This window comes from Flavobacterium algoritolerans (genome assembly GCF_030010385.1).
Lineage (GTDB): Bacteria > Bacteroidota > Bacteroidia > Flavobacteriales > Flavobacteriaceae > Flavobacterium > Flavobacterium algoritolerans.
This window is the reverse complement of sequence record NZ_JASCRZ010000003.1, coordinates 236,494-259,501: the sequence shown is the minus strand read 5'-3', so window position 1 is coordinate 259,501 and position 23,008 is coordinate 236,494. Positions and strand designations below refer to the sequence as shown.

22 protein-coding genes are annotated in these 23,008 nt (G+C 34.5%); 5 read left to right on the top strand and 17 right to left on the bottom strand.

Annotated features, from left to right (window positions below; translation table 11 throughout):
* Positions 1–146: 146 nt before the first annotated feature.
* The 4 genes from QLS65_RS08925 to QLS65_RS08910 all read right to left on the bottom strand — a co-directional run bounded on the left by QLS65_RS08925 (position 147) and on the right by QLS65_RS08910 (position 5,484).
* A complete protein-coding gene (locus QLS65_RS08925; protein ID WP_282716896.1) occupies positions 147–896 on the bottom strand; it encodes a shikimate dehydrogenase family protein in 750 nt (249 codons plus the stop codon).
* Complete coding sequence (locus QLS65_RS08920) at positions 896–2,293, bottom strand: tetratricopeptide repeat protein (protein WP_282712109.1); 1,398 nt, start codon at positions 2,291–2,293, stop codon at positions 896–898. Before QLS65_RS08920 ends, QLS65_RS08925 begins: the two co-directional genes overlap by 1 nt.
* Positions 2,294–2,598: 305 nt before the next feature.
* Positions 2,599–3,786, bottom strand: a complete 1,188-nt coding sequence (locus QLS65_RS08915; RefSeq protein ID WP_282716893.1) for an aspartate aminotransferase family protein — start codon at positions 3,784–3,786, stop codon at positions 2,599–2,601.
* Positions 3,787–3,852: 66 nt separating this feature from the next.
* The gene (locus QLS65_RS08910; protein WP_121341677.1) at positions 3,853–5,484 is read right to left on the bottom strand and encodes an OstA-like protein; all 1,632 of its coding nucleotides are present in this window, start codon (positions 5,482–5,484) and stop codon (positions 3,853–3,855) included.
* Positions 5,485–5,759: 275 nt separating this feature from the next.
* Here QLS65_RS08910 and QLS65_RS08905 point away from each other — a divergent pair, with 275 nt between their 5' ends.
* A complete protein-coding gene (locus QLS65_RS08905; protein ID WP_282716890.1) occupies positions 5,760–7,628 on the top strand; it encodes an alpha-amylase family protein in 1,869 nt (622 codons plus the stop codon).
* A 44-nt stretch (positions 7,629–7,672) separates the two neighbouring features.
* Positions 7,673–9,478, top strand: coding sequence for a glycoside hydrolase family 13 protein (locus QLS65_RS08900; protein WP_282716888.1), 1,806 nt, complete (start codon positions 7,673–7,675; stop codon positions 9,476–9,478).
* Positions 9,479–9,571: 93 nt separating this feature from the next.
* Here QLS65_RS08900 and QLS65_RS08895 read toward each other — a convergent pair whose 3' ends face one another.
* From QLS65_RS08895 to rsfS, 8 genes are all read right to left on the bottom strand, one after another.
* Positions 9,572–10,015, bottom strand: a complete 444-nt coding sequence (locus QLS65_RS08895) for a hypothetical protein (protein WP_282712105.1) — start codon at positions 10,013–10,015, stop codon at positions 9,572–9,574.
* 113 nt (positions 10,016–10,128) lie between these two features.
* Complete coding sequence (locus tag QLS65_RS08890) at positions 10,129–10,902, bottom strand: superoxide dismutase (protein WP_282716881.1); 774 nt, start codon at positions 10,900–10,902, stop codon at positions 10,129–10,131.
* Positions 10,903–10,991: 89 nt separating this feature from the next.
* Positions 10,992–11,261, bottom strand: a complete 270-nt coding sequence (locus QLS65_RS08885; RefSeq protein ID WP_099715851.1) for an acyl-CoA-binding protein — start codon at positions 11,259–11,261, stop codon at positions 10,992–10,994.
* Between the two features lie 2 nt (positions 11,262–11,263).
* Positions 11,264–11,914 (bottom strand): phosphatidylserine decarboxylase family protein, encoded by a 651-nt coding sequence (locus QLS65_RS08880; protein WP_121341691.1) that lies wholly within the window; start codon positions 11,912–11,914, stop codon positions 11,264–11,266.
* Positions 11,904–12,794, bottom strand: a complete 891-nt coding sequence (locus QLS65_RS08875; RefSeq protein ID WP_282716873.1) for a phosphatidate cytidylyltransferase — start codon at positions 12,792–12,794, stop codon at positions 11,904–11,906. The genes QLS65_RS08880 and QLS65_RS08875 overlap by 11 nt, the downstream gene beginning before the upstream one ends.
* Before the next feature lies 1 nt (position 12,795).
* Entirely contained in the window at positions 12,796–13,398 is a 603-nt protein-coding gene (locus tag QLS65_RS08870; protein ID WP_282716871.1) for an LUD domain-containing protein, read from the bottom strand.
* A gap of 116 nt (positions 13,399–13,514) precedes the next feature.
* Entirely contained in the window at positions 13,515–15,443 is a 1,929-nt protein-coding gene (gene ftsH, locus QLS65_RS08865) for an ATP-dependent zinc metalloprotease FtsH (RefSeq protein ID WP_099715847.1), read from the bottom strand.
* Positions 15,444–15,462: 19 nt separating this feature from the next.
* Positions 15,463–15,834, bottom strand: coding sequence for a ribosome silencing factor (gene rsfS / locus QLS65_RS08860; protein ID WP_039109645.1), 372 nt, complete (start codon positions 15,832–15,834; stop codon positions 15,463–15,465).
* Positions 15,835–15,931: 97 nt separating this feature from the next.
* Between rsfS and QLS65_RS08855 the strand changes: the two genes are divergently transcribed.
* Positions 15,932–16,660 carry a biotin--[acetyl-CoA-carboxylase] ligase gene (locus QLS65_RS08855; RefSeq protein WP_282716867.1) on the top strand — a complete coding sequence of 243 codons (729 nt, stop codon included), beginning with the start codon at positions 15,932–15,934 and terminating at the stop codon, positions 16,658–16,660.
* An 80-nt stretch (positions 16,661–16,740) separates the two neighbouring features.
* Here the strand turns inward: QLS65_RS08855 and QLS65_RS08850 are convergent, their stop codons facing one another.
* Positions 16,741–17,133, bottom strand: coding sequence for an SRPBCC family protein (locus QLS65_RS08850; protein WP_099715845.1), 393 nt, complete (start codon positions 17,131–17,133; stop codon positions 16,741–16,743).
* A 28-nt stretch (positions 17,134–17,161) separates the two neighbouring features.
* On the bottom strand, positions 17,162–17,809 hold the full coding sequence (gene pyrE, locus QLS65_RS08845) for an orotate phosphoribosyltransferase (RefSeq protein ID WP_282716865.1): 648 nt from the start codon (positions 17,807–17,809) through the stop codon (positions 17,162–17,164).
* 7 nt (positions 17,810–17,816) lie between these two features.
* On the opposite strand from pyrE, the gene QLS65_RS08840 reads away from it, so the two are divergent.
* The gene (locus tag QLS65_RS08840; protein ID WP_099715843.1) at positions 17,817–18,419 is read left to right on the top strand and encodes an NUDIX hydrolase; all 603 of its coding nucleotides are present in this window, start codon (positions 17,817–17,819) and stop codon (positions 18,417–18,419) included.
* A 10-nt stretch (positions 18,420–18,429) separates the two neighbouring features.
* On the opposite strand, the gene QLS65_RS08835 is transcribed toward QLS65_RS08840, so the two are convergent.
* Positions 18,430–20,160, bottom strand: coding sequence for a M14 family metallopeptidase (locus QLS65_RS08835; RefSeq protein WP_282716863.1), 1,731 nt, complete (start codon positions 20,158–20,160; stop codon positions 18,430–18,432).
* 145 nt (positions 20,161–20,305) lie between these two features.
* Between QLS65_RS08835 and QLS65_RS08830 the strand changes: the two genes are divergently transcribed.
* Complete coding sequence (locus tag QLS65_RS08830) at positions 20,306–21,652, top strand: DEAD/DEAH box helicase (RefSeq protein WP_282716861.1); 1,347 nt, start codon at positions 20,306–20,308, stop codon at positions 21,650–21,652.
* Between the two features lie 155 nt (positions 21,653–21,807).
* Here QLS65_RS08830 and QLS65_RS08825 read toward each other — a convergent pair whose 3' ends face one another.
* Positions 21,808–22,386 (bottom strand): PhnA domain-containing protein, encoded by a 579-nt coding sequence (locus QLS65_RS08825; RefSeq protein ID WP_099715840.1) that lies wholly within the window; start codon positions 22,384–22,386, stop codon positions 21,808–21,810.
* Positions 22,387–22,533: 147 nt separating this feature from the next.
* A complete protein-coding gene (gene coaD, locus QLS65_RS08820; protein ID WP_099715839.1) occupies positions 22,534–22,989 on the bottom strand; it encodes a pantetheine-phosphate adenylyltransferase in 456 nt (151 codons plus the stop codon).
* Positions 22,990–23,008 lie beyond the last annotated feature (19 nt).

Genomic DNA, 23,008 nt, shown 5'->3' with positions numbered 1-23,008 from the left:
GCCGCTGCCATCAGGGCTAGGGTTCTGGGGTTTTAATTATAATTTTTTTTCTCGAGTTCGATATGTTATTACAAACAAAAAACCACTCCAAAAGAGTGGTTTTTTACGTACTCGAATACGTGTAAGAAGTTAACTCCGTATTTAGATTATTTATTCCAAATTTCCCAAGCTTTCTCTGCTTGAAAAATGAGCATATCCAAACCATTTTTGATTTGTGCTCCATGTTGTTTTGCTTTTTTAAGGAATTGCGTTTCAGCAGGATTATAAATCAAATCATAAGCAATATGCTTCTCCGTGAAAAATTCGTATGGAATTAATGGGAACGCCTCCACATTAGGACTTGTTCCTACCGGAGTCGAGTTAATTATGATTTGGTAATTGTCAAATGTCGTTGCGTTGATTCGGTTATAGTCGATTGCATTTTCTTTGGCTTCTCTCGAAACAAAAGTATACGGTATATCAAGCTCGTCCAAAGCAAAAGCGACTCCTTTAGAAGCGCCTCCTGTTCCTAAAATCAAGGCTTTTTTATGGTACGGTTCCAATAACGGTTCTAATGATTTTTTGAAACCATAATAATCCGTGTTGTAGCCTTTCAACTTGCCTTTTTTGGTAACTTTGATAGTATTTACAGCACCAATTAGCTCCGCTTTTTTAGATAATTTATCCAAAAACGGAATTACAGTTTCCTTGTACGGGATGGTAACATTTAATCCTTTTAAATCCGAAGTGTTTTTAACTACCTCCGGGAAAGCACTTATTTCGGGAATATCAAAATTTTCATAGGTACAACCTGCAAAGTTCTCACTATTGAATTTATTTGTAAAATATCCTTTAGAAAAGGAATAACTAATGTTGCGTCCTAATAATCCAAAGCGTTTTCTAACTATGTCAACCATTATTGTTTTTTATGTTTTGCAATATAATTCTGCACCATTTTTTTTGCCCAAACTACTGGAAATAAATCTTCTAAAAGAATATAATTGTCAAAATTCAATCGTAAGGCATTACTTAAATGGAATTTTGCTTTTGTATTATCAGTTAACATAAAATACAATCCAGCCAAACGGTATTCAATTTCATTCTCTTCCGGAAAATACTCTGAAGCTTGTAATAAAGTTTGTATAGCGCTTTCAAATTCTCCTAAAAACTGAAGAATATCCACCCAGAATAACCAAGTGTCTAAACCATAATCACCAAATTCCACCGCTTTTCTATATCCAAATTCAGCTTCTTCAAAGAAGTTCATTTGTTTATTAATAGTCGCAAAACGTTTCCAATACAAACGATTTTGGTTGTCAATAGCTAATGCTTTGTTGACATAAAATAACGCTTTTTGGTAATTTTTTTGACGAACGTAAAAATCAGTAATGGCAATCCAACCTTTGTCTAAAAGTGGATCTTCATGCACGGTTTGATTGAAATATTTTAATGCTAAAGCTTTATTGCCCAGTTTTTCATAACATTTCCCCATTCGAAGTAAAGCATACGAAGTCGCATCATCTAGTTCGATGGTTCTACTGTAGCTTTCAATGGCTTCATCGTATTTTTTTAATCGCTCAAAAGCTTTTGCTTTTTCCATAAAAGCACCAAGGAATTCATCATCGATTAAAGTGGCATAATCAAAGGCACGAATGGCATTTTCATATTCTTTAACTCCATAATGCAAACGACCCAGTTGATGCCAGGCGATTTCACTGTAGGGGTTCTTGTCAATGTATTTTTTCAAATAGGTAATCGCTTCTTGATTTTGATCTAAAAACTCAAAACAATATACAACGTTGTACAACGCTGATTGATCTTCCAAATCTTCTTCTAAACACTTGATAAAGCTTTCTTTTGCCATTTCAAGATTGTCCATAAAAAGATATTCCATTCCTATTAAATTATAGACATCAGCATAATCATCGGTGTATTTTAAAGCTATTCTTAGTAATTCAACCGCCTTTTCGTGTTGGTCTCTTTTGGAGCAGATATTGGCTTTTTGAATGTAAATTTCTTCATTAGTTGGTTCAATGGCATACAACTCATTCAATAGCTTTTCGGCTAATTCGAGTTTGTCATCATAGACTAACATTTCCACTTGAACTAGTTTTAGTCCGGTAGATTTTGGATGTTGTTCCAATGCCAGTTTCAGTGCTTTTTTTGCCAAAGCGGCCTTACCCATATCGAGATAATGAAGAATAATTTCTTCAAATTCTTCGGAGTCAAAAAAGAGTACTTTGTTGGTTTTCAACATGGACTCAAATTTAGACAGGGATAAGTTATAGTCTTCTTCTTCGTTGCTTAATTGCATACTGTGTGTTTTTAATTTGGCCTAAATAAATTTAGGTAATCGTGCGTGTACTGTGAGGGAAAGTTAGAATTGTTGTGAACAATTTAATTAACAAAAAAGCTTTGGTTTAAAAGGTTGCCATAGCCCTGATAAGAGTGAAAATCCTTTTACTTTTTGCTGCCAAAAAGTAAAAGATTATAACGGATAGCAGGACACGAGCGAAGCGAACTGACAAAGTAAATAGCTCCCAATTTTTTTAATTGTCTTGAATATCTATTTGATATGTAATCAGTGTTGCTACTTCTGAAATCAAAAATTGTTTATCATCATGCTTCAATCATCATTTCATCCATTACTTCAAGTATGATGCTGCAACCTTCTCGTATTTCTTCTTCAGAAATGGTTAGAGGAGGTGTTATTCTAATGGCGCAACCTTCAAACAGTAACCAGAATAAAATAAGCCCTTTGTCTTGACATTTGAGAATCACTTCGTTTGTTATATCGGCACTTTTTGTCATTGCTGCCAGCATCAATCCTTTTCCTCTTATTTCTTCTATCAAAGGATGTACCAAAAGTGTTCTGAATAGCTTTTCTTTCTCCATCGCTTCGGCCATAAGGTTGGTCTCAGTTATTTCCTTCAAAGTCGCCAAGCAGGCTGACGCAATGACAGGGTGACCTCCAAAAGTAGTGATATGACCTAGTTTTGGATCATGACTTAGCAAATCCATTATTGTTGATGAAGCTGTAAAAGCACCTACAGGCATGCCGCCGCCCATTCCTTTTCCCATCACCACGATATCAGGAACGACATCATAATTTTGAAATCCAAAAAGTTTTCCGGTTCTCCCAAAGCCCGGTTGAATTTCGTCGAGAATCATCATCGCGCCCACTTCGGTACAGCGCTCGCGCACTTTTTTAAGGAAATCATTGTGTGGCTGAATAAATCCGGCACCACCTTGAATGGTTTCCAGGATAATTCCTGCGGTTTTAGTCGTTATTTTTTGTAAATCATCTTCGTTATTGAACGTGATAAAATCAACATCAGGAATCAACGGACGAAAGATTTGCTTGCGCTCTTCAAATCCCATGACGCTCATAGAACCCATAGTATTACCGTGATACGCATTGTGACATGAAATCAACTGGCTTCTTCCTGTGGTACGTCTGGCGAGTTTTAACGCGCCTTCAATGGCTTCTGTTCCTGAATTGACCAAATAGGTTTTGTCTAAAGTAGCGGGCAGGAGCGAGGCTAATAATTTGCAATATTGAACCGCAGGACTTTGAGAATATTCCCCATACACCATGACATGAGAATATTTGTCCAGCTGATCTTTGATGGCTTGATTGACTCTTGGATGTTGGTGTCCCAATGCACAAGCGGAAACTCCAGCCACAAAATCCAAGTATTTTTTAGAATTAGTATCGTAAATATAAGAACCTACAGCGTGTGAAACTTCCATGCCCAATGGATATGGTGAGGTTTGCGCTTGGTATTTTAAGAAATCGGTATTCAAAATTTATTTGTTTAATCGTTTATTGGATTAGTCGTTTTCAGAAAAACTGAATACTGCGACTTAACACTATTTTTTCCCTTTCTTTTTATCGTAATTCAGGGTTTCTTTCCTGATTTTCATAGGAATATCTTCTTTGGCTTCAGCGGCCTCGGTTGCTTTCGCTATTTTATCATTGTCTTCATTTTCTTCAGGCGGAAAAATATCGTCTTTGGATTTTATTCGTTCATCGCCTCGCCAGACTAATCCTCGCAGTTTTCTTGCGTTCTCCGGCAACTCTTTTTCAGGATAGATTTCGCCATCTACTTGCTGAAAAAAGGTAATGGTTTCAATCTCATTTTTTTCTAAAATAAGATTGATTTTACTGCTCACATTTTTGTTGATACCAATGAGTTCTTGTGCTTCATTCCGCATATAATAAATGACTTCGGCATTTTTTACAATATCGACATCATGGAGTTTGCCTTCCTCAAATTTGCCATAGAGATTTTGTCCCTTGACTTGATTATAGCCGGTTCCCAGTGTGTCTTTGGAGACTATAAACGTATTATTGAGCACTTTGAGTGAATCTAGTTTTTGAGTGGTATTATTGCCTATAAGATGCATTACATCTCCTGTGATTTGGTTTTCTGCGTTCCAAAGTATCGGATTTCCAATCATTTTTGTCAAAGCTGTTTTGGAACTCGAATGAATCGAATCACATTTGCCACTCATATCAGTTTTAAAAAATCGGACATTATTGAACGCTCTGATAATTCGGTTTCCTTCTTTTCCGGTAACCATTAATTTTTTACCATGGATGTAAACTGAGTCATTTTCGACAAAATTCACGGCAACGGCTCTTTTGGTCACAAACATTGAATCCAGTTTTTTATACACTTCGGCATAATGTCCTTTTACGATTCCGCGATTGATGGAATCCGTTATTTTTACATTGCGTGTTGCCGATGCAAATTCACGGTTGCGGTCATAATATAAACTGTCTCCTTTAATCACCCGGTCATCGTATCTGATGTATGATTTATTCAGAAAATGCGCCAGATTTTTTTTGGTGTCGTAAAACCCTTTTTCGGTATAAATATAATTGGCTTTACTGGTAATTGTTGATGGCCCAAAAAGATAGGAATGTCCGGAATTACTAAAATAATCCAAGTGATTTGATTTGATTACATACGTTGGATTTGTGATGGTAACCGCAGTCAGGAATTGGAATTTCTTTTGTTTTACATAATATCTTCCTGAATTACTTTTTAGCGTGTTGTCTTTATTGGTAATTGTCCCTGGCGTATCGTAAAATACTTCTTGGATATTTCGGTCAAAATTAATTATTTCTGTGGTCAAAGTTGCATCTGGAGAACTCATTACAGCATCACCGGAAGCATATGCTTTTTTTACATTTCCATTGTATTCAGCGTATTTACTGTTCAGAAATAAAGTGTCTCCTTGCACCATTTGTACATTTCCAAAAGCCTTGATATAGTTCTCCTTTTGGAAATAATACGCTTTATTGCAGGTCATCACCACGCCATCATGATTGACACGTACGTTTCCGATAAGTAATAATGCATCCGGAATTTCTACCTGGTTTACATCAGCAAAATCAGAGTTTTCTACAATAATTTTTTTTGGGGCTTGCGCCAAAACTAAATTAGTAACAAGCAGTATCAAACAATAAGGAAGGAAAAATATTGATTTCTTCAATGGATTTATTTTTTGTCAAATTTATGAAAAAGGAAACAATCCTAATCTATATTAGGATTTATTTATAATTAGTCAAAAAGGCGGTAAAAGCTATTGTTGTCTCTCTTTAAAGTTATCAACAAATGGCCTTACTCCTTCGATGTAGTTTCTGCTTATGTGTACAGAATTATTTAATTTCAAACGATATAGACTTCTTTTATTTAAAAAATATTAAATTTAAAAATTGATACTCATTTTATTATCAAAAGAATTGAAATCGGTATATATAATTTTATATGATGAAAAAAATAACTATTGTTGCAGGGATAAGCGTGGTGCTTTTGGCAACAGCTTGTAAAACAAAAGATTTAAAAATGAACGCAGAACAGAAAGAGTCAGTCTCTAATAAAAAAGAAGTTGTATATCAGGTTTTTACCCGATTATTCGGAAATAAAAATACTACCAATAAACCTTGGGGAACCATTGAAGAAAATGGAGTAGGGAAGTTCAACGATTTTACCGATACAGCATTACGGGAAATAAAGGATTTGGGTGTTACTTATGTTTGGTATACCGGAGTTCCGCATCATGCTTTGATACGGAATTACTCGGATATTGGTATTTCCAATGATGACCCGGAAGTGGTAAAAGGAAGGGCAGGTTCTCCCTATGCCGTAAAAGATTACTACAATGTAAATCCAGATTTAGCCGTAAATCCAGCGAATCGGTTGCAAGAATTTGAGGCTTTGATTGCGCGAACTCACAAAGCGGGATTAAAAGTGATTATTGATATTGTTCCGAATCACATTGCACGTAAGTACGAAGGAAAAAGTAATCCGGCAGGTGTTAGAGATTTTGGAGCTGATGATGATACAACTGTTGAATACAAAAGAGATAATAACTTCTATTATATTCCAAATACGCACTTTGAAATTCCCGATACGGATAAACCGTTAAATGGAGAAAAGAATCCTTTAATTGATGGTAAATTTGAAGAAAGTCCCGCAAAATGGACCGGAAACGGTTCTCGTTTAGCCAGACCTGATAAGAATGACTGGTACGAAACCATAAAAGTAAATTACGGAATTCGTCCGGATGGCTCCAAAGATTTCCCGGAACTTCCGGCGGGTTTTGATACCAAATCGTATCAGGAACATTTCGATTTTTGGAAAGGAAAAGATGTTCCAGATTCTTGGGATAAATTCAAAGACATTGCTTTGTATTGGACCGCAAAAGGAGTTGACGGTTTTAGATTTGATATGGCCGAAATGGTTCCGTATGAATTTTGGAGTTATATGAATTCAGCCATTAAAGTAAATAATCCAGATGCTTTTTTATTAGCCGAAGTTTACAATCCTAAGGAATATAGAAATTACATTCATTTAGGTAAAATGGATTATTTATATGATAAAGTAGAAACCTATGATAAATTAAAAGATATCATTCAAGGAAGATCTTTACCGGATGGATTATCAGACATACAAAACGGAATGGTAGATATTGAGCATCATATGTTGCATTTTTTGGATAATCATGATGAACAGCGTTTGGCTAGCCCGGAATTTGCGGGAACACCACAAAAAGGAAAACCTCTGATGGTGGTTTCAACAACCATAAGCACTTCGCCTACGATGGTTTATTTTGGTCAGGAAGTAGGAGAGGCCGGAAATGAGAATGCAGGATTTGGAACTCATTCCAGAACATCAATCTTTGATTATATTGGAGTCCCGAATCATCAGCGTTGGATGAATGGAGGGAAATTTGATGGCGGTCAATTATCGCAGGATGAAAAAGAGTTGCGTGATTTTTACAAAAGAGTATTGAATTTTTCTTTGAACAGCTCGGCTTTAATGGGGAAATACAAAGAAATTCAAACATTAAATCGCCAAACTACTCAAGCCTACGATCCTGGAATTTATGCGTTCACACGTTGGTCAGATACTCAAAAACTAGTAGTTGTCACTAATTTTTCTTGGCTTACCACTAGCAATTTCGAATTGAAAATTCCTTCAGATATCATTCAAAAATGGAATTTGAAAGATGGAAATTACACATTAACAGATCAGTTGTACAATAAAAGTTCCGTTCAACTGAAAGTTTTGAATGGTGAAGGAAAATTACAAATTACAATTGCACCTTCGGAATCGTTTATTTATCAATTGTAAGACATTCTTTTAAAATTAATTTTAAATTTTTAAACTCATTTTTAATGACAAAAATATTCACAATTTGTTTATTGTTTTTAATTTCCTTGGTATCCTTTGCACAAAAAGATTTCACGCCTATTTGGAGTAAAGGAGTAGTTTGGTATCAAATATTCCCGGATCGGTTTCATAATGGAGATCCTTCAAACGATCCAAAAGTGAATGATCAAGATGGTGCATATCCTTTTGATATAACTTCTGATTTTCAAATTCATCCCTGGACAAGCGATTGGTATGAATTGCAACCTTACGAAAAGAAAAATGGTAAAGATATTTATTACAATCTTCAACGCAGACGCTATGGTGGAGATTTGCAAGGAGTTATTGACAAGTTGGACTACCTGCAATCATTAGGTATTAACGCTATTTATATGAATCCTGTTTTTTGGGCGCCTTCTTCTCATAAGTATGATGCATTGTGTTACCATCATATTGACCCATCATTTGGTCCAGATCCTGAAGGTGATAAAAAAATAATTGCAAATGAAGACCCTTTAAATCCAGAAAAATGGGTTTGGACAAAAGCAGATTTACTGGCGCTAAAACTTATTGATGAAGTGCATAAACGTAAAATGTTTATCATTTTTGATGGCGTTTTCAACCATTTGGGAGTAAACAGTTTTGCTTTTCGTGATGTGGAGGAAAAACAAGAAAAATCAGCTTACAAAGATTGGTTTATGGTTGACAGTTGGAAAAATGCTGTCAAAGGCACCAAGTTTGAATACCAAGGATGGTTTGGTATAAAAACGTTACCGGAGTTTAAAGAGGATGAAAATGGAATTGTTTCAGGTCCTAAAAAATATATTTTTGATGCTACCAAGCGTTGGATGAATCCAATGAATAAAGGCGCTCAATACGGAATTGACGGTTGGCGATTAGATGTGGCGTATTGTATTGCACATCCTTTTTGGAAAGATTGGCGAAAATTGGTAAAATCAATTAACAGCGAAGCTTATTTGACGGCGGAATTAGTCGATCCCATTGAAAAAACAAAACCTTATTTAAGCGGAGACGAATTTGACGCGACGATGAATTATAATTTTTCTTTCCTGGTACATGATTTTTTTGTGCAAGATGCAAAAGGGATTTCTGTTACCCAATTTGATACTCAGTTGAAGGAATTGCGTGAAGGATTTGGAGAAGGAGTTGCAATGAATATGCAAAATCTGGTTGGAAGCCACGATGCTACAAGAATCGCTAGTGCGGTAGCAAATCCTGAGGGGAAGAAATTTAGTGACTGGGGAGTGTATTTTAATTGGAGCCAGAAAAGTAATAATACCAACTATATTGCTCGAAAACCTACCGTGCAGCAATTGAAAAAGCAAAAACTTATAGCTGCATTTCAAGTATTATATTTAGGTTCACCAATGATTTATTATGGAGATGAAACTGGTATGTGGGGAAGTAATGACCCTGATTGTCGTAAACCTATGGTATGGAATGACAAAAATTATAGCGCAGAAATATTAAATCCCGACCAAAGTAAACATGAGGCGGATAAAGTGGACTTCAATACTGATTTATTTAATTGGTATAAAAAATTCATTGGTTTACGCAATCAATACGAGGCAATCAGGATTGGGAATTACACAACAATTGAAACAAATGATACTGAAAAGACGTATGCCTTTAGCCGTAAACTTGGCACTCAAGAAGTGATTGTAATTATAAATCGAAGTGATAAAAATGTTCATTTCACCAATCTAATTCTTAAAAAAGGAAAATTCAGAGACGTTTTTACTAAAAAAGCAATGAAAAATCTAGTGATAAAACCTATGGATATTGTAGTATTGAGTAATGTCATTTACTAATTCCTTGAAAATTGTAACTAAAAAAGCTGAAACAAAATTGATTTTGTTTCAGCTTTTTTAGTACTCTTTAAAATCTACTTGGTTGATTTTATTTTAGAATCTTTTCGTTTCTAAAACAAACTGATTCCCGGGGTATTGTGCATCTGAGTTATCCTCGGCGGTAATAAATATTTTTTTAGGTTTAAATGCAGTAACGGTTTCAAATGTTGCTTTTAGTTTTGAAGACATAAATGGATTGTTACTTTGTATCTGTCCAATGTTTTTTACCATAGACTCATCGGTTTCCATCCAAACTACATAGGTGTTCTTTGAAGGTTCCAATCTTTTTGCTTCGGCTAAATTATCTATTTTTATTTTAATCGCAAAATTGTTGTTATTGTCTTTTTTAACAGTAACCTGACCTCGAGCAGCAGGAACTACAGATGACGTCAAGAATACAACTTTCTTGGCACAAGAAGTGAGAGAAAATAAAAGTAGAGCTGCAGAAGCACCTAATAAAACATTTCTTGAAAAAAAATTTAATCTTAAAGTTTTCATTTTATTTGAATTTTTATTTGATTTAACTATCATGTAAAGGTTGCCCTTTATCTAACTATAGTTGTTATAAAATTCAAAAATATGTTGTGAAATTTACGGGTTATTTCGTGTTTTTATTTCTTTAAAATAGCATCGTAATTTTCAGCAACTTTATTCCAATTAATTACATTGAAAAATGCATCAATATAATTTTTTCGTCGGTATTGGTAGTCTAAATAATAAGCGTGCTCCCAAACATCTAAAGCTAATATTGGAGTTCCGGGAACAGCTGCATTACGCATCAAAGGATTATCTTGATTAGGAGTACTAGTTACTTGTAGCTTTCCGGTTCTGTCTACTATAAGCCACGCCCAACCGGAACCAAATTGTTTTGTTGCTTCGTTTTTGAATAATGTCATAAAGTCTTCTAATGAACCAAAATCTTTAATAATAGCTTCTGCTAATGCATTTGTTGGTTCCCCTCCAGCTTTTGGAGCCATACATTTCCAATATAAGGAATGATTGTAAAATCCACCGGCATTGTTACGAAGAGCAGCATCATTAGGATCTAATTTTGACAACACTTCTTCGATTGTCAAATTTTCTAAAGGCGTTCCTAACACTGCTTTATTCAAATTATTGGTATAGGTAAGGTAATGCTTGGAATAATGCATTTCTAAAGTCGTAGCTGATATACTTGGTGCCAAAGCATTGTACGCGTAAGGCAATTTTTCAAGCTGAAAAGAGCCTTCATCTGCTTTTACGTCATCGGGAGATCCCATAATGGCAACTGTTTGTTCGGTTGTAGGTAAAGGGACTTCGACTACTTCAGTTAATTTCTTGTTGTTGCAAGAAAGTAAAGTGATAAATAAAAATAAAACAGAAATTAAAAAATTTAGCTTTTTCATATGAAGACAATATTTTTTTAGCGGAATATGGTATCGCCATTCTTCATCCCTGTTTGTTATTTGGAATCAAGGCGATTTCATAATTTGTATTATTTTTTGATCAGTGTGTTAATTATTTCTATGTATTGTTCTTTGGCTTGATCAGGAGTTAGATGACTAATTTGCATCCAGGCATTGGTTTTAAAAGCATCTCTCAAATGGTATGATGATGTTTGTTTTAAATCTAAAGTCCCAAAAGTTGCTTGTTTATAAAAAGCATAAAGCCGCAATTGGACATCTTGAGGTAAAGATGCCTGCGTCATTTCAGAAGCTATTTCTACTGCTTCTAAAAACCGAGTATCTAAATCTTTTTCAATCATGCTTATTTTGTAGCAATAATAGTTTTTCCTCCGATTGCTTTTTGATTCAGTACAACATTTACTGGTGTTCCTAATGGTAAAAAGATATCTACTCTTGAACCAAATTTTATGAAACCAGCATCAGTTCCCTGAATTACTTGCATTCCTTCTTCGGCGTAATTCACAATTCTTCGTGCCAAAGCTCCAGCAATTTGACGGTATAAAATTTCACCAAATGTTTTGTTCTCGATGACAACCGTAGTTCTTTCATTTTCTTCACTGGCTTTAGGATGCCATGCTACCAAGAATTTTCCTGGATGATATTTACTGAACTTTACAATTCCACTTAATCCATAACGCGTAACATGTACGTTTATTGGGGACATAAAAATGGAGATTTGCAAACGTTTATCTTTGAAATATTCGCTTTCAAACACTTCTTCAATAACTACAACTTTCCCGTCTACAGGAGCAAGAATATGATTTTCATTGATTACCACTGTTCTTTTTGGATTTCTGAAAAATTGCAGAATGATAATCAAAAGTAACAAAGTAGCTATTTGTATAGCCATTTTGATCCAGTTGGTATCAATGAAATTATCAGACAATAAAAGGACAACAGCCGTGAAAATAGTGCCTAATAAAATAGATTGGGTTCCTTCTTTATGAAACATAGTTTAAAATTTGATAAAATAAAAATATAATTGGTGCTACAAATATAACACTATCTAATCGATCTAGGATGCCTCCATGGCCAGGCATTATGTTTCCGCTGTCTTTTACGCCTGCAATACGTTTGAATTTAGATTCAATTAAGTCTCCTATAGTACCTGCAATTCCAACAATAACAGCTATAGAAGTCCAAATTAGAATGGATCTGTCGCTAAATTCAGGATTAGCCTTTATGTAATATTTCGAGATTAAATAACCAGCCAAAACTGCAAAAATGATTCCGCCAAGGAACCCTTCAATTGTTTTTTTAGGGGATATTTTTTCAAATAATTTGGTTCGGCCTATAGATTTGCCTACAATATAGGCAAAGGTATCGTTGGTCCAGATTAAGATAAATAATCCAATTATAATTTTTGGATTATAATCATTTATTCCAAATGAAATTTTAGTGATGAACACAAAAGGGAGAATAATATACCCTAATAAATAGAGGTATTTTGATGAAGTGCTTATTTTTTGAATGTTATCATAAAATAAAAAAAGAATACATTTTATAGATACTACTAATGCTATGACCAATAAAACGACATCTAATTGTTGGATATTTACTGCTATTTCTAAATCAGTATTGAAGATTTGATTTATCGTATCAGTAGCGATTTTATTGTAATGACTTACGAATGTGACTGTAGTGTATAAGACTGTTCCAAAAAGTATTGGAAAGACTTTATGTATTTGAATTAAGTTACAAAATTCATAAACTGCAATAATCAGAAATATACCAAAAAGGATAAAAAAGCTTTCAGTAGAATATAAAATAGAAGCAAGTAATAATAGAATATAAATAGCTCCTGATATACCTCGTTTTAGAGTTTCATTCATCTTAAAGATCTTCTAAAAGCAATAAATATAGATTTTTTGCTGAACTTCCGTATTGTGTGAAATCTTCTTCTTTAGCTTTCTCGAAATATTTTATTGTAGTAATATTGGTAGGATAATCTCTTTCGTATTTCTTTTTTATAGCACTAAGTCCATCGCTTTTTGCAGCAAGAATTTGACTAGTATTCGCTATAATGATAATATTGGTAGGTAATTCGTTAGGTTTGTTTTGTTTAATTTGTTTTGATGAAAAAAGGATAGAACCTTCCTCAGCAATCAAATTTTCACAACTTGCAAGAAGAAACTTAGGATTTACAGGTTTGTCGTAGGTAAGTTTGTTATCATCAAGCATTCCAAAAAGATTTGGTTCATAGCACAAAACTTCACTTTCAAACCAATCATTTTCTTCTAATATGTTTTCAAATTGTTCTTTTACTTCTTCAGCGTTTTCGCAGTACAAAAATTTACCTCCATTTTTTTTGAAATTGTAGATAAATCTTTCATCTATAGAGGTTGTATTATCAGTATGGGATTTACTAAATTCACTTTCTTGATCTTCATCAGAAGCCGGATTACTAGAACCAAAAATTTTTCTAAAAAGACTCATATTTTTGTAAAATACTATAATTTGTTATTTGAAAACGTCCAAAGATAAAAAAATCTTAATTCAAAAGTAGTTTTTGAATTAAGATTTTAAAAATAATTAAATAATTTATGTATTTGCTAAGATACTACTTCCTCTAGATTTTTATCAAATGTTCTTTTTCCGAAAATAGCTTCTAAGTCATCTTTAAAAATGACTTCTTTCTCGATTAAGATATTTGCCAGTTGGTCTAGTTTATCTTTATTCTCTTCTAATATTTGAATCGCTCTTTGGTATTGACCTTCAATTAATAATGAAATTTCTTCATCAATAACTCTGGCTGTTTCTTCTGAATAAGGCTTAGAGAAATTATATTCGCTTTGTCCTGTTGAATCGTAATAGGTTACATTACCAATTTTTTCATTCAAACCATAAACAGTTACCATAGCTCGGGCTTGTTTTGTAACTTTTTCTAAGTCACTTAAAGCACCGGTAGAAATTCTGTTAAAAGTTACTTTTTCAGCAGCTCTTCCACCCATAGTTGCACACATTTCGTCTAGCATTTGATCAGGACGAACAATTAAACGTTCTTCTGGTAAGTACCAAGCGGCTCCTAAACTTTGTCCTCTAGGTACAATGGTTACTTTAATTAATGGAGCTGCATGTTCCAACATCCAACTAACGGTTGCGTGTCCTGCTTCATGAATAGCGATTGCTTTCTTCTCATCAGGAGTTACAATTTTATTTTTCTTTTCAAGACCGCCTACAATTCTATCTACAGCATCAAGGAAATCTTGTTTGTCAACTGCAGTTTTGTTGTTTCTTGCGGCAATCAAAGCAGCTTCATTACATACGTTTGCAATATCAGCACCTGAGAAACCAGGAGTTTGTTTGGCTAAAAAGTCAGTATCCAATCCTTCAATTTTTTTCAAAGGTGCAAGGTGTACTTTGAAAATTTCAGCACGTTCACGAATGTCTGGTAAGTCTACAAAAATTTGTCTGTCAAAACGACCTGCACGCATTAAGGCTTTGTCCAGTACATCAGCTCTGTTTGTCGCAGCTAAAACAATTACATTAGAATTAGTACCAAAACCGTCCATCTCTGTCAGTAATTGGTTTAACGTATTCTCACGTTCGTCATTTCCACCGGACATATTGCTTTTCCCTCTGGCTCTACCTACTGCGTCAATTTCATCAATAAATATAATCGCTGGAGATTTTTCTTTGGCTTGTTTGAATAAATCACGTACACGGGAAGCTCCCACACCTACGAACATTTCAACAAAATCAGATCCTGATAAAGAGAAAAACGGTACTTGCGCTTCACCAGCTACGGCTTTTGCCAATAAGGTTTTTCCGGTTCCTGGAGGCCCTACAAGTAAAGCTCCTTTTGGTATTTTACCACCCAGATTAGTGTATTTTTCAGGATTTTTTAAGAATTCAACAATTTCTTGTATCTCTTCTTTTGCCCCTTCTAAACCAGCTACATCTTTAAAAGTAGTTTTGATATCTGTTTTTTCGTCAAAAAGTTTAGCTTTTGATTTCCCAATATTAAAAATCTGCCCGCCACCGCCACCAGCGCCACCACCAGACATTTTTCGCATGATGAATATCCAAACAGCTATAATAATGATGATTGGCAATAAACTGATTAAAATATCCGACCAGTTGTTTTTTGGTAAGAAGTTAAAATCTTTCAATTTACCTTCTGCTACAGCTTTTTCCAGTTTGTTTTGGAAAATCTGATCGTTACCAATGTCAAAAGTATAATGAGGACCTTTGTTAGGTCTGTCAAAAACGTCTTTAGAAACTTTTTTGTGTGCTGCATCTTTCAATGCTGTAGCATTAAGAAAAACTTCAGCTTCTGTTTTATTGTAAACTATAACTTTCTCGATCTGGCCTTTTTCTAAATAATCGTTAAATTTAGAAGAAGTTAATTGACCTGGTTCGTTTAAACTAGAACCGCCAGTTATAAAACTTATAAACAAGAAAATTAATAATATTGCAGTGTAAATTAACCAAGGGCTTATTTTAAACTTATTCGAATTTGGATTATTATCTTTAGCCATTACTAGGAGTTATGTTTCTTTAGTATTTGTTTTCAATGGTAGTTATTTTTGCATCGCCCCATAAACTTTCGATGTTGTAGTATTCACGGATGTGTTTTTGAAATACATGAACTACAATATTTACATAATCCATCAGTACCCATTCTGCATTATCAGTTCCTTCAACATGCCAAGGCTTGTCTTTTAATTCTTTGGATACTGTTTTTTGAATGGAGTTGACTATAGCGTTAACTTGTGTATTTGAATTACCATTGCAGATGATGAAATAGTCGCAAACTGCGGTGTCTATCTCTCTTAAATCAAGAATATCAATATCATTTCCTTTTACCTCTTCTATCCCTTTAATGATGTTCGCTAATAGAACGTCATTATTTATAGTCTTTTTCGCCATGAATTATTTTTATATATAAGTTTGTAAAGTTACCATTTTTTGTGATTATTTTTGAACCTTAACACAATATTAAATTCTGTTTCACAAAAAACTGTATATGAAACTAATCAAACTCGATGCCATAGATTCTACAAACGAATTCCTTAAAGGGTTATCGAATAAACAAGAGTTAGAAAACTTTACTGTTGTAACTGCTGAGAATCAAACTAAGGGGAAAGGCCAAATGGGTGCTGTTTGGGTCTCTGAGACGAGTAAAAACTTAATAATGAGTATTTTGGTTAAGGATTTTTTGGAGGATATTTGTCAGATTTTCAACCTGAATATTGCGGTTTCACTTGCTGTAATTGAAGTTTTGGAATCGTTTAAGATTCCTAATCTTAGTATAAAATGGCCTAACGACATAATGTCATACAATAAAAAAATAGGTGGCATTTTGATTGAAAACAGTATCAAAAGTGACGGAACCATTATTTCTATTGTAGGTTTAGGACTAAATGTGAACCAAACCAATTTCGAAAATTTACCAAAAGCCTCTTCTTTGGCGGTTATTTGTAATACAAAATTTGATAAAGACGAACTTCTTTTTTCCATTTGTGACGCAATAGAAAAAAATGTGAAGGTATGTAAACACAATGCTGCCGTTTTGTGGTCAGCTTATAGTGATAAATTGTATAAAAAAGGGTTGCCAATGCCTTTTTCAAATCAAATGGAACAAAATTTTATGGGGATAATTCAAGGAGTTTCTTCAATTGGGAAACTGCAGGTTCTTCTGGAAGATGACAGTATAGCTGAATTTGATATCAAAGAAATTCAAATGTTATATTAATGGCTGATTGTAACAATTCATTAAAAAACCCTTTCAGGTTTAAACTGAAAGGGTTTCCTATTATTTATTTAATGTATTTTTTACAATTTAGTCATATTTCCGGCTAAAGTTTCTATAAATTTTCCAATTGGTCCTTTTATCATCATTGCCATCATAGGGTTAAAATCACCTTCAAAATCAAGTTTTACATCACTGGAATTGTCCGAAACCGAATCTATGTTCGCAATCAATGTAAATGGAAGTTTATCACTTGCCGCTCCTAGAACAATTTTGTTTGGAGCTACTTTTTCTTTCATTTTAAGCTTAATTTCTGGCATTCCTTTCAGTCCAAAAATAAAAGCATCGTCACCTATAACTTCAAATTTAGCAATGTTTTCAGGCATTAATTTTTCAAAATTTTTGACATCACTCAACAAGTCAAATAATTCTTGAGCTGATTTTTGAACACTGACTTTTGGACTTTCTAAGTTCATCTTTGTGGTATTTATTTATTAGGTTGTTTTAAACTTCAATAGTCCAAGTGGACGGACTCACATTCCATTCTCTTAAAGTTTGCTCTTCTTCCTCAGTAATATACCTTTTGGCAACAGCTAAATTTAATAAATTTTGATAATTACTCAATGTAAACAAATCGATATGTGCGTTTTTAAAGTTTTCCTCAGCAACTTCAAAACCATACGTAAATATGGCGGCCATACCTTTTATATTAGCTCCAGCTTCGCGCAAAGCTTCTACAGCAAGCAAACTGCTGCTTCCGGTGCTGATTAAATCTTCTACAACAACTACATTTTGTCCTTTTTGTAAAAAACCTTCCACTTGGTTTTGCCTTCCGTGTTTCTTTGGTTCAGGACGAACATACACAAATGGCAATCCCAAACTTTCCGCTACTAGCATTCCAATTCCTATTGCTCCAGTGGCTACACCAGCAATAACATCTGGTTTACCAAATTGTTTCTCAATATTTTTGGAAAATTCATCCCGGACATAATTTCTTACGGCTGGAAATGAGAGGATTAATCGGTTATCACAATAAATAGGCGATTTCCATCCAGAAGCCCATGTAAAAGGATTTCTTGGATTCAATTTAATTGCATTTATTTGCAAAAGAAATTCGGCTGTTTTTTCGGCTGTATCTTTATTAAAAATCATAGTACAAATGTATAAAGTTTTTGTTAACGACAAACCACTTTTTTTGACAAATCACATCTCTAAGGAGACGGATTTTCAATTGTTTTTATTAGAAAGCATTGACATAGAGCAGCTTATAGTAAAAATCTTTCAAAATAAAATTCAAAAAGCCTACCTATATCATCCTGATGAAAGCGTTATTTTGAAGACTTTGAAAGCAAAAATCCCTGTTGCCAAAGCTGGTGGCGGTTTAGTTTACAATAAAAAAGGCGAGGTTTTGTTCATTTTCAGAAATGGAAAATGGGATTTACCAAAGGGCGGAATCGAAAAAGGGGAGGAAATTGATGCCACTGCCATGCGTGAAGTAGAGGAAGAAACTGGTGTAAATGGATTGACAATATCTCATAAGCTTCAAAAAACATATCACGTTTTTAGACGTAATGGAAAATATAAACTAAAAATCACGCATTGGTTCGAAATGCAATCTGATTTTGAAGGAACCCCACAAGGGCAATTAGAAGAAGGAATCGAAAAGGTAGCTTGGATGAATCCGGAACAAATAAAAGAGGCGCTAAAAAACTCGTACGAGAATATAAAATTATTATTTGAAGAAGAAAAGCTCCTGAAATAGGAGCTTTTTTTTATTTTAAGATGCGATACACCGGATATTGTAAATGTGCCTTTTCATAATAAACGGAATGTTTGTAAATCCAGTCCAGCTGCGCTTCCGGATTATTGATAAAGTTTACGTCGCTTTGTTTTTTTAGATCAAATTCGGCTTTTAGTTTTGGATTTTCTTTTAAAATCTGCGTAGCTGAATCTTCAAAAACATAGTCAGAATAGCCTTCTTTTTGCTGTAACATCGTGTCAAAAAAGTTCCAGTTGAAAAAAGAATCTATTGCTTCGGGTTCTAATGTTTCTAATAAATATTTGATTCCTTTTTGCTGTGTTGGAATAACGTAATCTCCTTTGGCGAAAGCCACTTTCTCCATTTTAGCGGTTACCAAAGTGTTTCGGTGTAAATAATGTCCTTCATAAGCTGAACTTGTTGTTTTAAAGTCGACGATTTTATAGCTTTCCACTTCAATTATAGTGTCATTTTTTAGTTGGCGATAGGAGATAGTATTGCTCTTTAATAATTCAATTACCGGCCAAAATCCTCTTGGAATAATATACGCTTCCGGAATGATTATCTCTTTTACGGATTTGAATTCCTTGCTGTACGGAATATCTTTTTTGTATGGTTTTGTACGGTCATAAAACAAGCGATTTCCGGATGTTACATCACTTTTCTTATAACTGGCTTCATAGCCTAAAAACGAAAAAGGAATCGTTTTTGTACTGTCAATTTCCCATTTTATAGGGTACGATTTTTTTGGTTTATACTGCTCTTCATTTTTCAATCGTAGTTGTTTGATTTTTTGATAATTTGCATCCGTAAAATCAATTGCGGAACGCATGTATTCGTATGTTACTTTCACACGATCAGCGTATTTTTTCAGCATGTGTGTTTCCACCACAAACCCAATGGTATTGAACAATGAAGTATAGCCCGTAGCAAATCGTGGGCTTTCAAAAAATTGACCAAAACCTTTATCCGGAGTATCCTGAAAAGCATTGACATAAGGCGTAGTTTCAATTTCCTTTTCTTGTAAATCTTTGACCAAAGCAGGCATCATTTCGGTATTTAAAAAATTACCTAAAACGGTTCCCAATTTGTTGTGCTGGGTCATAATGTAGGTAAGTTCGTATTGATAATCTGCGCCATTGCTAACGTGATTATCAATAAAAACATCGGCATTTATTTTATGGAAAATATCCACAAAACTTTTGGTATTTCGGGTATCTGACTTGATGAAATCGCGATTCAAATCGTAGTTTCTGGCATTACCCCTAAAACCATAGATTTCCGGTCCGTCCTGATTAGCTCTTGAAGTGGAGTTTCTGTTTAAAGCACCTCCAATATTATACACAGGAATACAAACGATAACGGTATTTTTTGGTACTTTTATTTTGCCTAAAGCCAAATCTCTAAACAATTGCATACTGGCATCAATTCCGTCCGGTTCACCTGCATGAATGCCGTTATTGAGCAGGATTACGGCTTTGTTTCTTTGGATGGCTCCAAAATCAAATTGCCTTTCAGGATTAAAAACTACCATGTGCAATGGTTCGCCACTATCTGTCAATCCCATTTTTTGCATTTCGATAGTCGGGAAATCATCTGCCAGGAGTTTATAATAAGCGATTGTTTCCTGGTAGGATGCGGATTGATTTCCATTTCCTTTTTCGAAAAAAGTATCGTATTTATTCGTTTTTTGTGCAAATGAGTTGATGGAGAATAGTAAAAAAAGGAATGTGAAAAATCTCATATTTCGGTTTTTAAATTGAATTTCAAATGTAGCTTTTTTTCGATAGGAATAGAAATGATCGTAAGAAAAGGAAGCTCCCGATTTAAAAAAATGAAAATTTAGAATTCAAAATTCATAACTCAGAATTAAAAATTACCTTTGCAAAATGAATAAGAAACACCATTCCAACAATATACTTTTGAATTTAGGCATCGAAAGCCTGAATGAAATGCAGGAAGTAGCACAAGATACGATCCTGAATGACAATAATGTTTTATTGCTTTCGCCAACTGGTTCCGGAAAAACTTTGGCTTTTTTGTTGCCTATTTTAGAAATGTTACAACCTGAAATCCAATCGGTTCAATGTTTGATTTTGGTTCCATCACGCGAATTAGGATTACAGATTGAGCAAGTTTGGAAAAAAATGGGAACTGATTACAAAGTAAATGTATGCTATGGCGGACATTCCATTGATACTGAAATCAAGAATTTAAGTAATCCTCCAGCAGTTTTAGTAGGAACTCCGGGAAGAATTGCAGATCATATCGACAGAGGAACTTTTCGTGTGGATAAAATTCAAACCTTGATTTTGGATGAATTTGACAAATCATTGCAATTGGGTTTCCATGAGCAAATGTCATTTATCATTGGAAAATTAACGAAACTGAACAAACGTGTTTTGGTTTCGGCCACTTCGGATATTGAGATTCCAAGATATACAAGAGTCGTAAATCCAACTATTTTGGATTTCATTCCAGAAAACGTGGACGAAACGAATCTTTCCATGAAAATGGTTGTTTCGAAAGAGAAAGACAAAATAGGTAGCTTGTTTAACTTGATTTGTTCGTTGAAATCACAATCGGCAATTGTTTTTTGTAACCATCGTGATGCTGCAGAACGCATCAGCGATACCTTGAACGAAAAAGGAATTTACGCCACCTATTATCATGGCGGAATGGATCAGGACGAAAGAGAACGCGCTTTAATCCAGTTCAGAAACGGAAGTGTAAGCTATCTTATCACTACTGATTTGGCTGCCCGTGGTCTTGATATCCCCGAAATGAATCACGTAATCCATTATCATTTGCCTTCTAAAGAAGATGAATTTACCCATAGAAACGGACGTACAGCACGTATGTTAGCTTCTGGGACGGCGTATATTATTGCTCATGAAAGTGAGAAAAAAATGGATTATATCGATTATGGCATGCAAGCTTTGAAAGTTGAAAACTCCACTTCATTACCAAAGCCACCTGAATTTCAAACTATTTACATCAGTGGCGGAAAGAAAAATAAATTGAATAAAATTGACATTGTCGGTTTCTTTTCCCAAAAAGGAAAACTGGAAAAAGGCGATTTAGGATTAATCGAAGTGAAAGATTTTATCTCATTTGCAGCCGTGAAATTCAACAAAGTGAAAGATTTGCTTCATGCCATTAAAGACGAAAAAATGAAAGGCAAGAAGTTTAAAATTGAAGTGGCCCGAAAAGTGATTAAGAAGGAAGAGGAGTAATCAGTATTCAGTGTTCAGCTTTTAGTGAGCAGAAAAAAACAGTATAACAATAAAAAATCGTTAACAGTAAATTTGATTTACTGTTAACGATTTTTTGCTATAATGAAGCCACTGCTCACTCTTTTTTTTAATAACTGAACACTGCCAACTGATGACTATATTTTCTTAACGTATTGTGTAATGATAACAATCTGCTGACCATCTACTTTTCCTTCAATGTATTCGGCATTTTCATGGTCCAGTCTAATGTTACGAACGGCAGTTCCTTGTTTAGCCACCATACTGGAACCTTTTACTTTTAAATCTTTGATTAAAACGACTGAATCTCCGTGTTCCAAAATTACGCCGTTGCTATCGCGGTGAATTACTTTATTTTCATCGTCTTCACCTTCGCCTGTTGCTTGCGCCCAAGCTAAAGTGTCCTCGTCTAAATACATTTGGTCCAATAATTCTTGAGGCCATCCCGCAGCACGCATGCGGCTTAACATTCTCCACGCTACTACTTGTACCGCGGTATGTTCGCTCCACATGCTGTCATTCAAACATCTCCAATGATTTAAATCTACGTTATCCGGATTTTCGATTTGGTCGATACACGTGCTACAAGCCATAATACTTTCATCAAGTCCACCTTTTTTGGTTGGTAAAACTTGATATACTTTTAAGTTTTCGGTTGCACCACAAAGTTCACATTTCGATCCGCTACGCTTGCTTAATTCTCTTTCTATACTCATTGTTTGATGGCTTTTATTTTTAGGCGAAATTATGGCTTATTGCCTCGTTTCACAAATTTATTTATTACTGTTTATTTGTCAAGTCGAGCGCAGTCGAGACGTATCATTTAGTCTCGACTGCGCTCGACTTGACAAAATCTCTTAAAATTATTTCACTCGCACTGCATCTGGAACCAGCATTTCATATTGCCCTCCATTGCGGATTACATCTCTCACAATGCTGGAACTGATATATGAAGTTCTTGCGGCAGTCAATAAAAAGACAGTTTCTATTTTTGATAAACGGCGATTGGTGTGTGCGATTGCTTTTTCAAATTCGAAATCGGCAGGATTGCGCAAACCACGAAGGATAAAATCGGCTTTTATTTTATGACACAAATCAATAGTTAAACCTTCATAGGTAATCACCGAAACTTTAGGTTCGTTTTTGAATGTTTCTTCGATAAAACGTTTTCTGTCTTCCAGAGAAAACATGTATTTTTTTTCGGCATTGACACCAATAGCGATTACGATTTCATCAAACAACGAAATGCTTCTTTTGATGATGTCCTCATGTCCTAATGTTATTGGGTCAAAAGAACCCGGAAATATAGCTTTTCTCATTTTATAAGATATAATTAAA

Excerpts from the sequence above, each read along its gene's own strand:
- QLS65_RS08925 (WP_282716896.1), bottom strand. The coding sequence starts at position 896 with ATGGTTGACATAGTTAGAAAACGCTTTGGATTATTAGGACGCAACATT.
- ftsH (WP_099715847.1), bottom strand. The coding sequence starts at position 15,443 with ATGGCTAAAGATAATAATCCAAATTCGAATAAGTTTAAAATAAGCCCT.
- QLS65_RS08885 (WP_099715851.1), bottom strand. The coding sequence starts at position 11,261 with ATGATTGAAAAAGATTTAGATACTCGGTTTTTAGAAGCAGTAGAAATA.
- coaD (WP_099715839.1), bottom strand. The coding sequence starts at position 22,989 with ATGAGAAAAGCTATATTTCCGGGTTCTTTTGACCCAATAACATTAGGA.
- QLS65_RS08840 (WP_099715843.1), top strand. The coding sequence starts at position 17,817 with ATGTATAAAGTTTTTGTTAACGACAAACCACTTTTTTTGACAAATCAC.
- QLS65_RS08855 (WP_282716867.1), top strand. The coding sequence starts at position 15,932 with ATGAAACTAATCAAACTCGATGCCATAGATTCTACAAACGAATTCCTT.
- QLS65_RS08870 (WP_282716871.1), bottom strand. The coding sequence starts at position 13,398 with ATGAGTCTTTTTAGAAAAATTTTTGGTTCTAGTAATCCGGCTTCTGAT.
- QLS65_RS08890 (WP_282716881.1), bottom strand. The coding sequence starts at position 10,902 with ATGAAAAAGCTAAATTTTTTAATTTCTGTTTTATTTTTATTTATCACT.
- QLS65_RS08880 (WP_121341691.1), bottom strand. The coding sequence starts at position 11,914 with ATGTTTCATAAAGAAGGAACCCAATCTATTTTATTAGGCACTATTTTC.
- rsfS (WP_039109645.1), bottom strand. The coding sequence starts at position 15,834 with ATGGCGAAAAAGACTATAAATAATGACGTTCTATTAGCGAACATCATT.
- QLS65_RS08825 (WP_099715840.1), bottom strand. The coding sequence starts at position 22,386 with ATGAGTATAGAAAGAGAATTAAGCAAGCGTAGCGGATCGAAATGTGAA.
- QLS65_RS08895 (WP_282712105.1), bottom strand. The coding sequence starts at position 10,015 with ATGAAAACTTTAAGATTAAATTTTTTTTCAAGAAATGTTTTATTAGGT.
- QLS65_RS08850 (WP_099715845.1), bottom strand. The coding sequence starts at position 17,133 with ATGAACTTAGAAAGTCCAAAAGTCAGTGTTCAAAAATCAGCTCAAGAA.
- QLS65_RS08835 (WP_282716863.1), bottom strand. The coding sequence starts at position 20,160 with ATGAGATTTTTCACATTCCTTTTTTTACTATTCTCCATCAACTCATTT.
- QLS65_RS08920 (WP_282712109.1), bottom strand. The coding sequence starts at position 2,293 with ATGCAATTAAGCAACGAAGAAGAAGACTATAACTTATCCCTGTCTAAA.
- QLS65_RS08905 (WP_282716890.1), top strand. The coding sequence starts at position 5,760 with ATGATGAAAAAAATAACTATTGTTGCAGGGATAAGCGTGGTGCTTTTG.
- QLS65_RS08830 (WP_282716861.1), top strand. The coding sequence starts at position 20,306 with ATGAATAAGAAACACCATTCCAACAATATACTTTTGAATTTAGGCATC.
- pyrE (WP_282716865.1), bottom strand. The coding sequence starts at position 17,809 with ATGATTTTTAATAAAGATACAGCCGAAAAAACAGCCGAATTTCTTTTG.
- QLS65_RS08875 (WP_282716873.1), bottom strand. The coding sequence starts at position 12,794 with ATGAATGAAACTCTAAAACGAGGTATATCAGGAGCTATTTATATTCTA.
- QLS65_RS08900 (WP_282716888.1), top strand. The coding sequence starts at position 7,673 with ATGACAAAAATATTCACAATTTGTTTATTGTTTTTAATTTCCTTGGTA.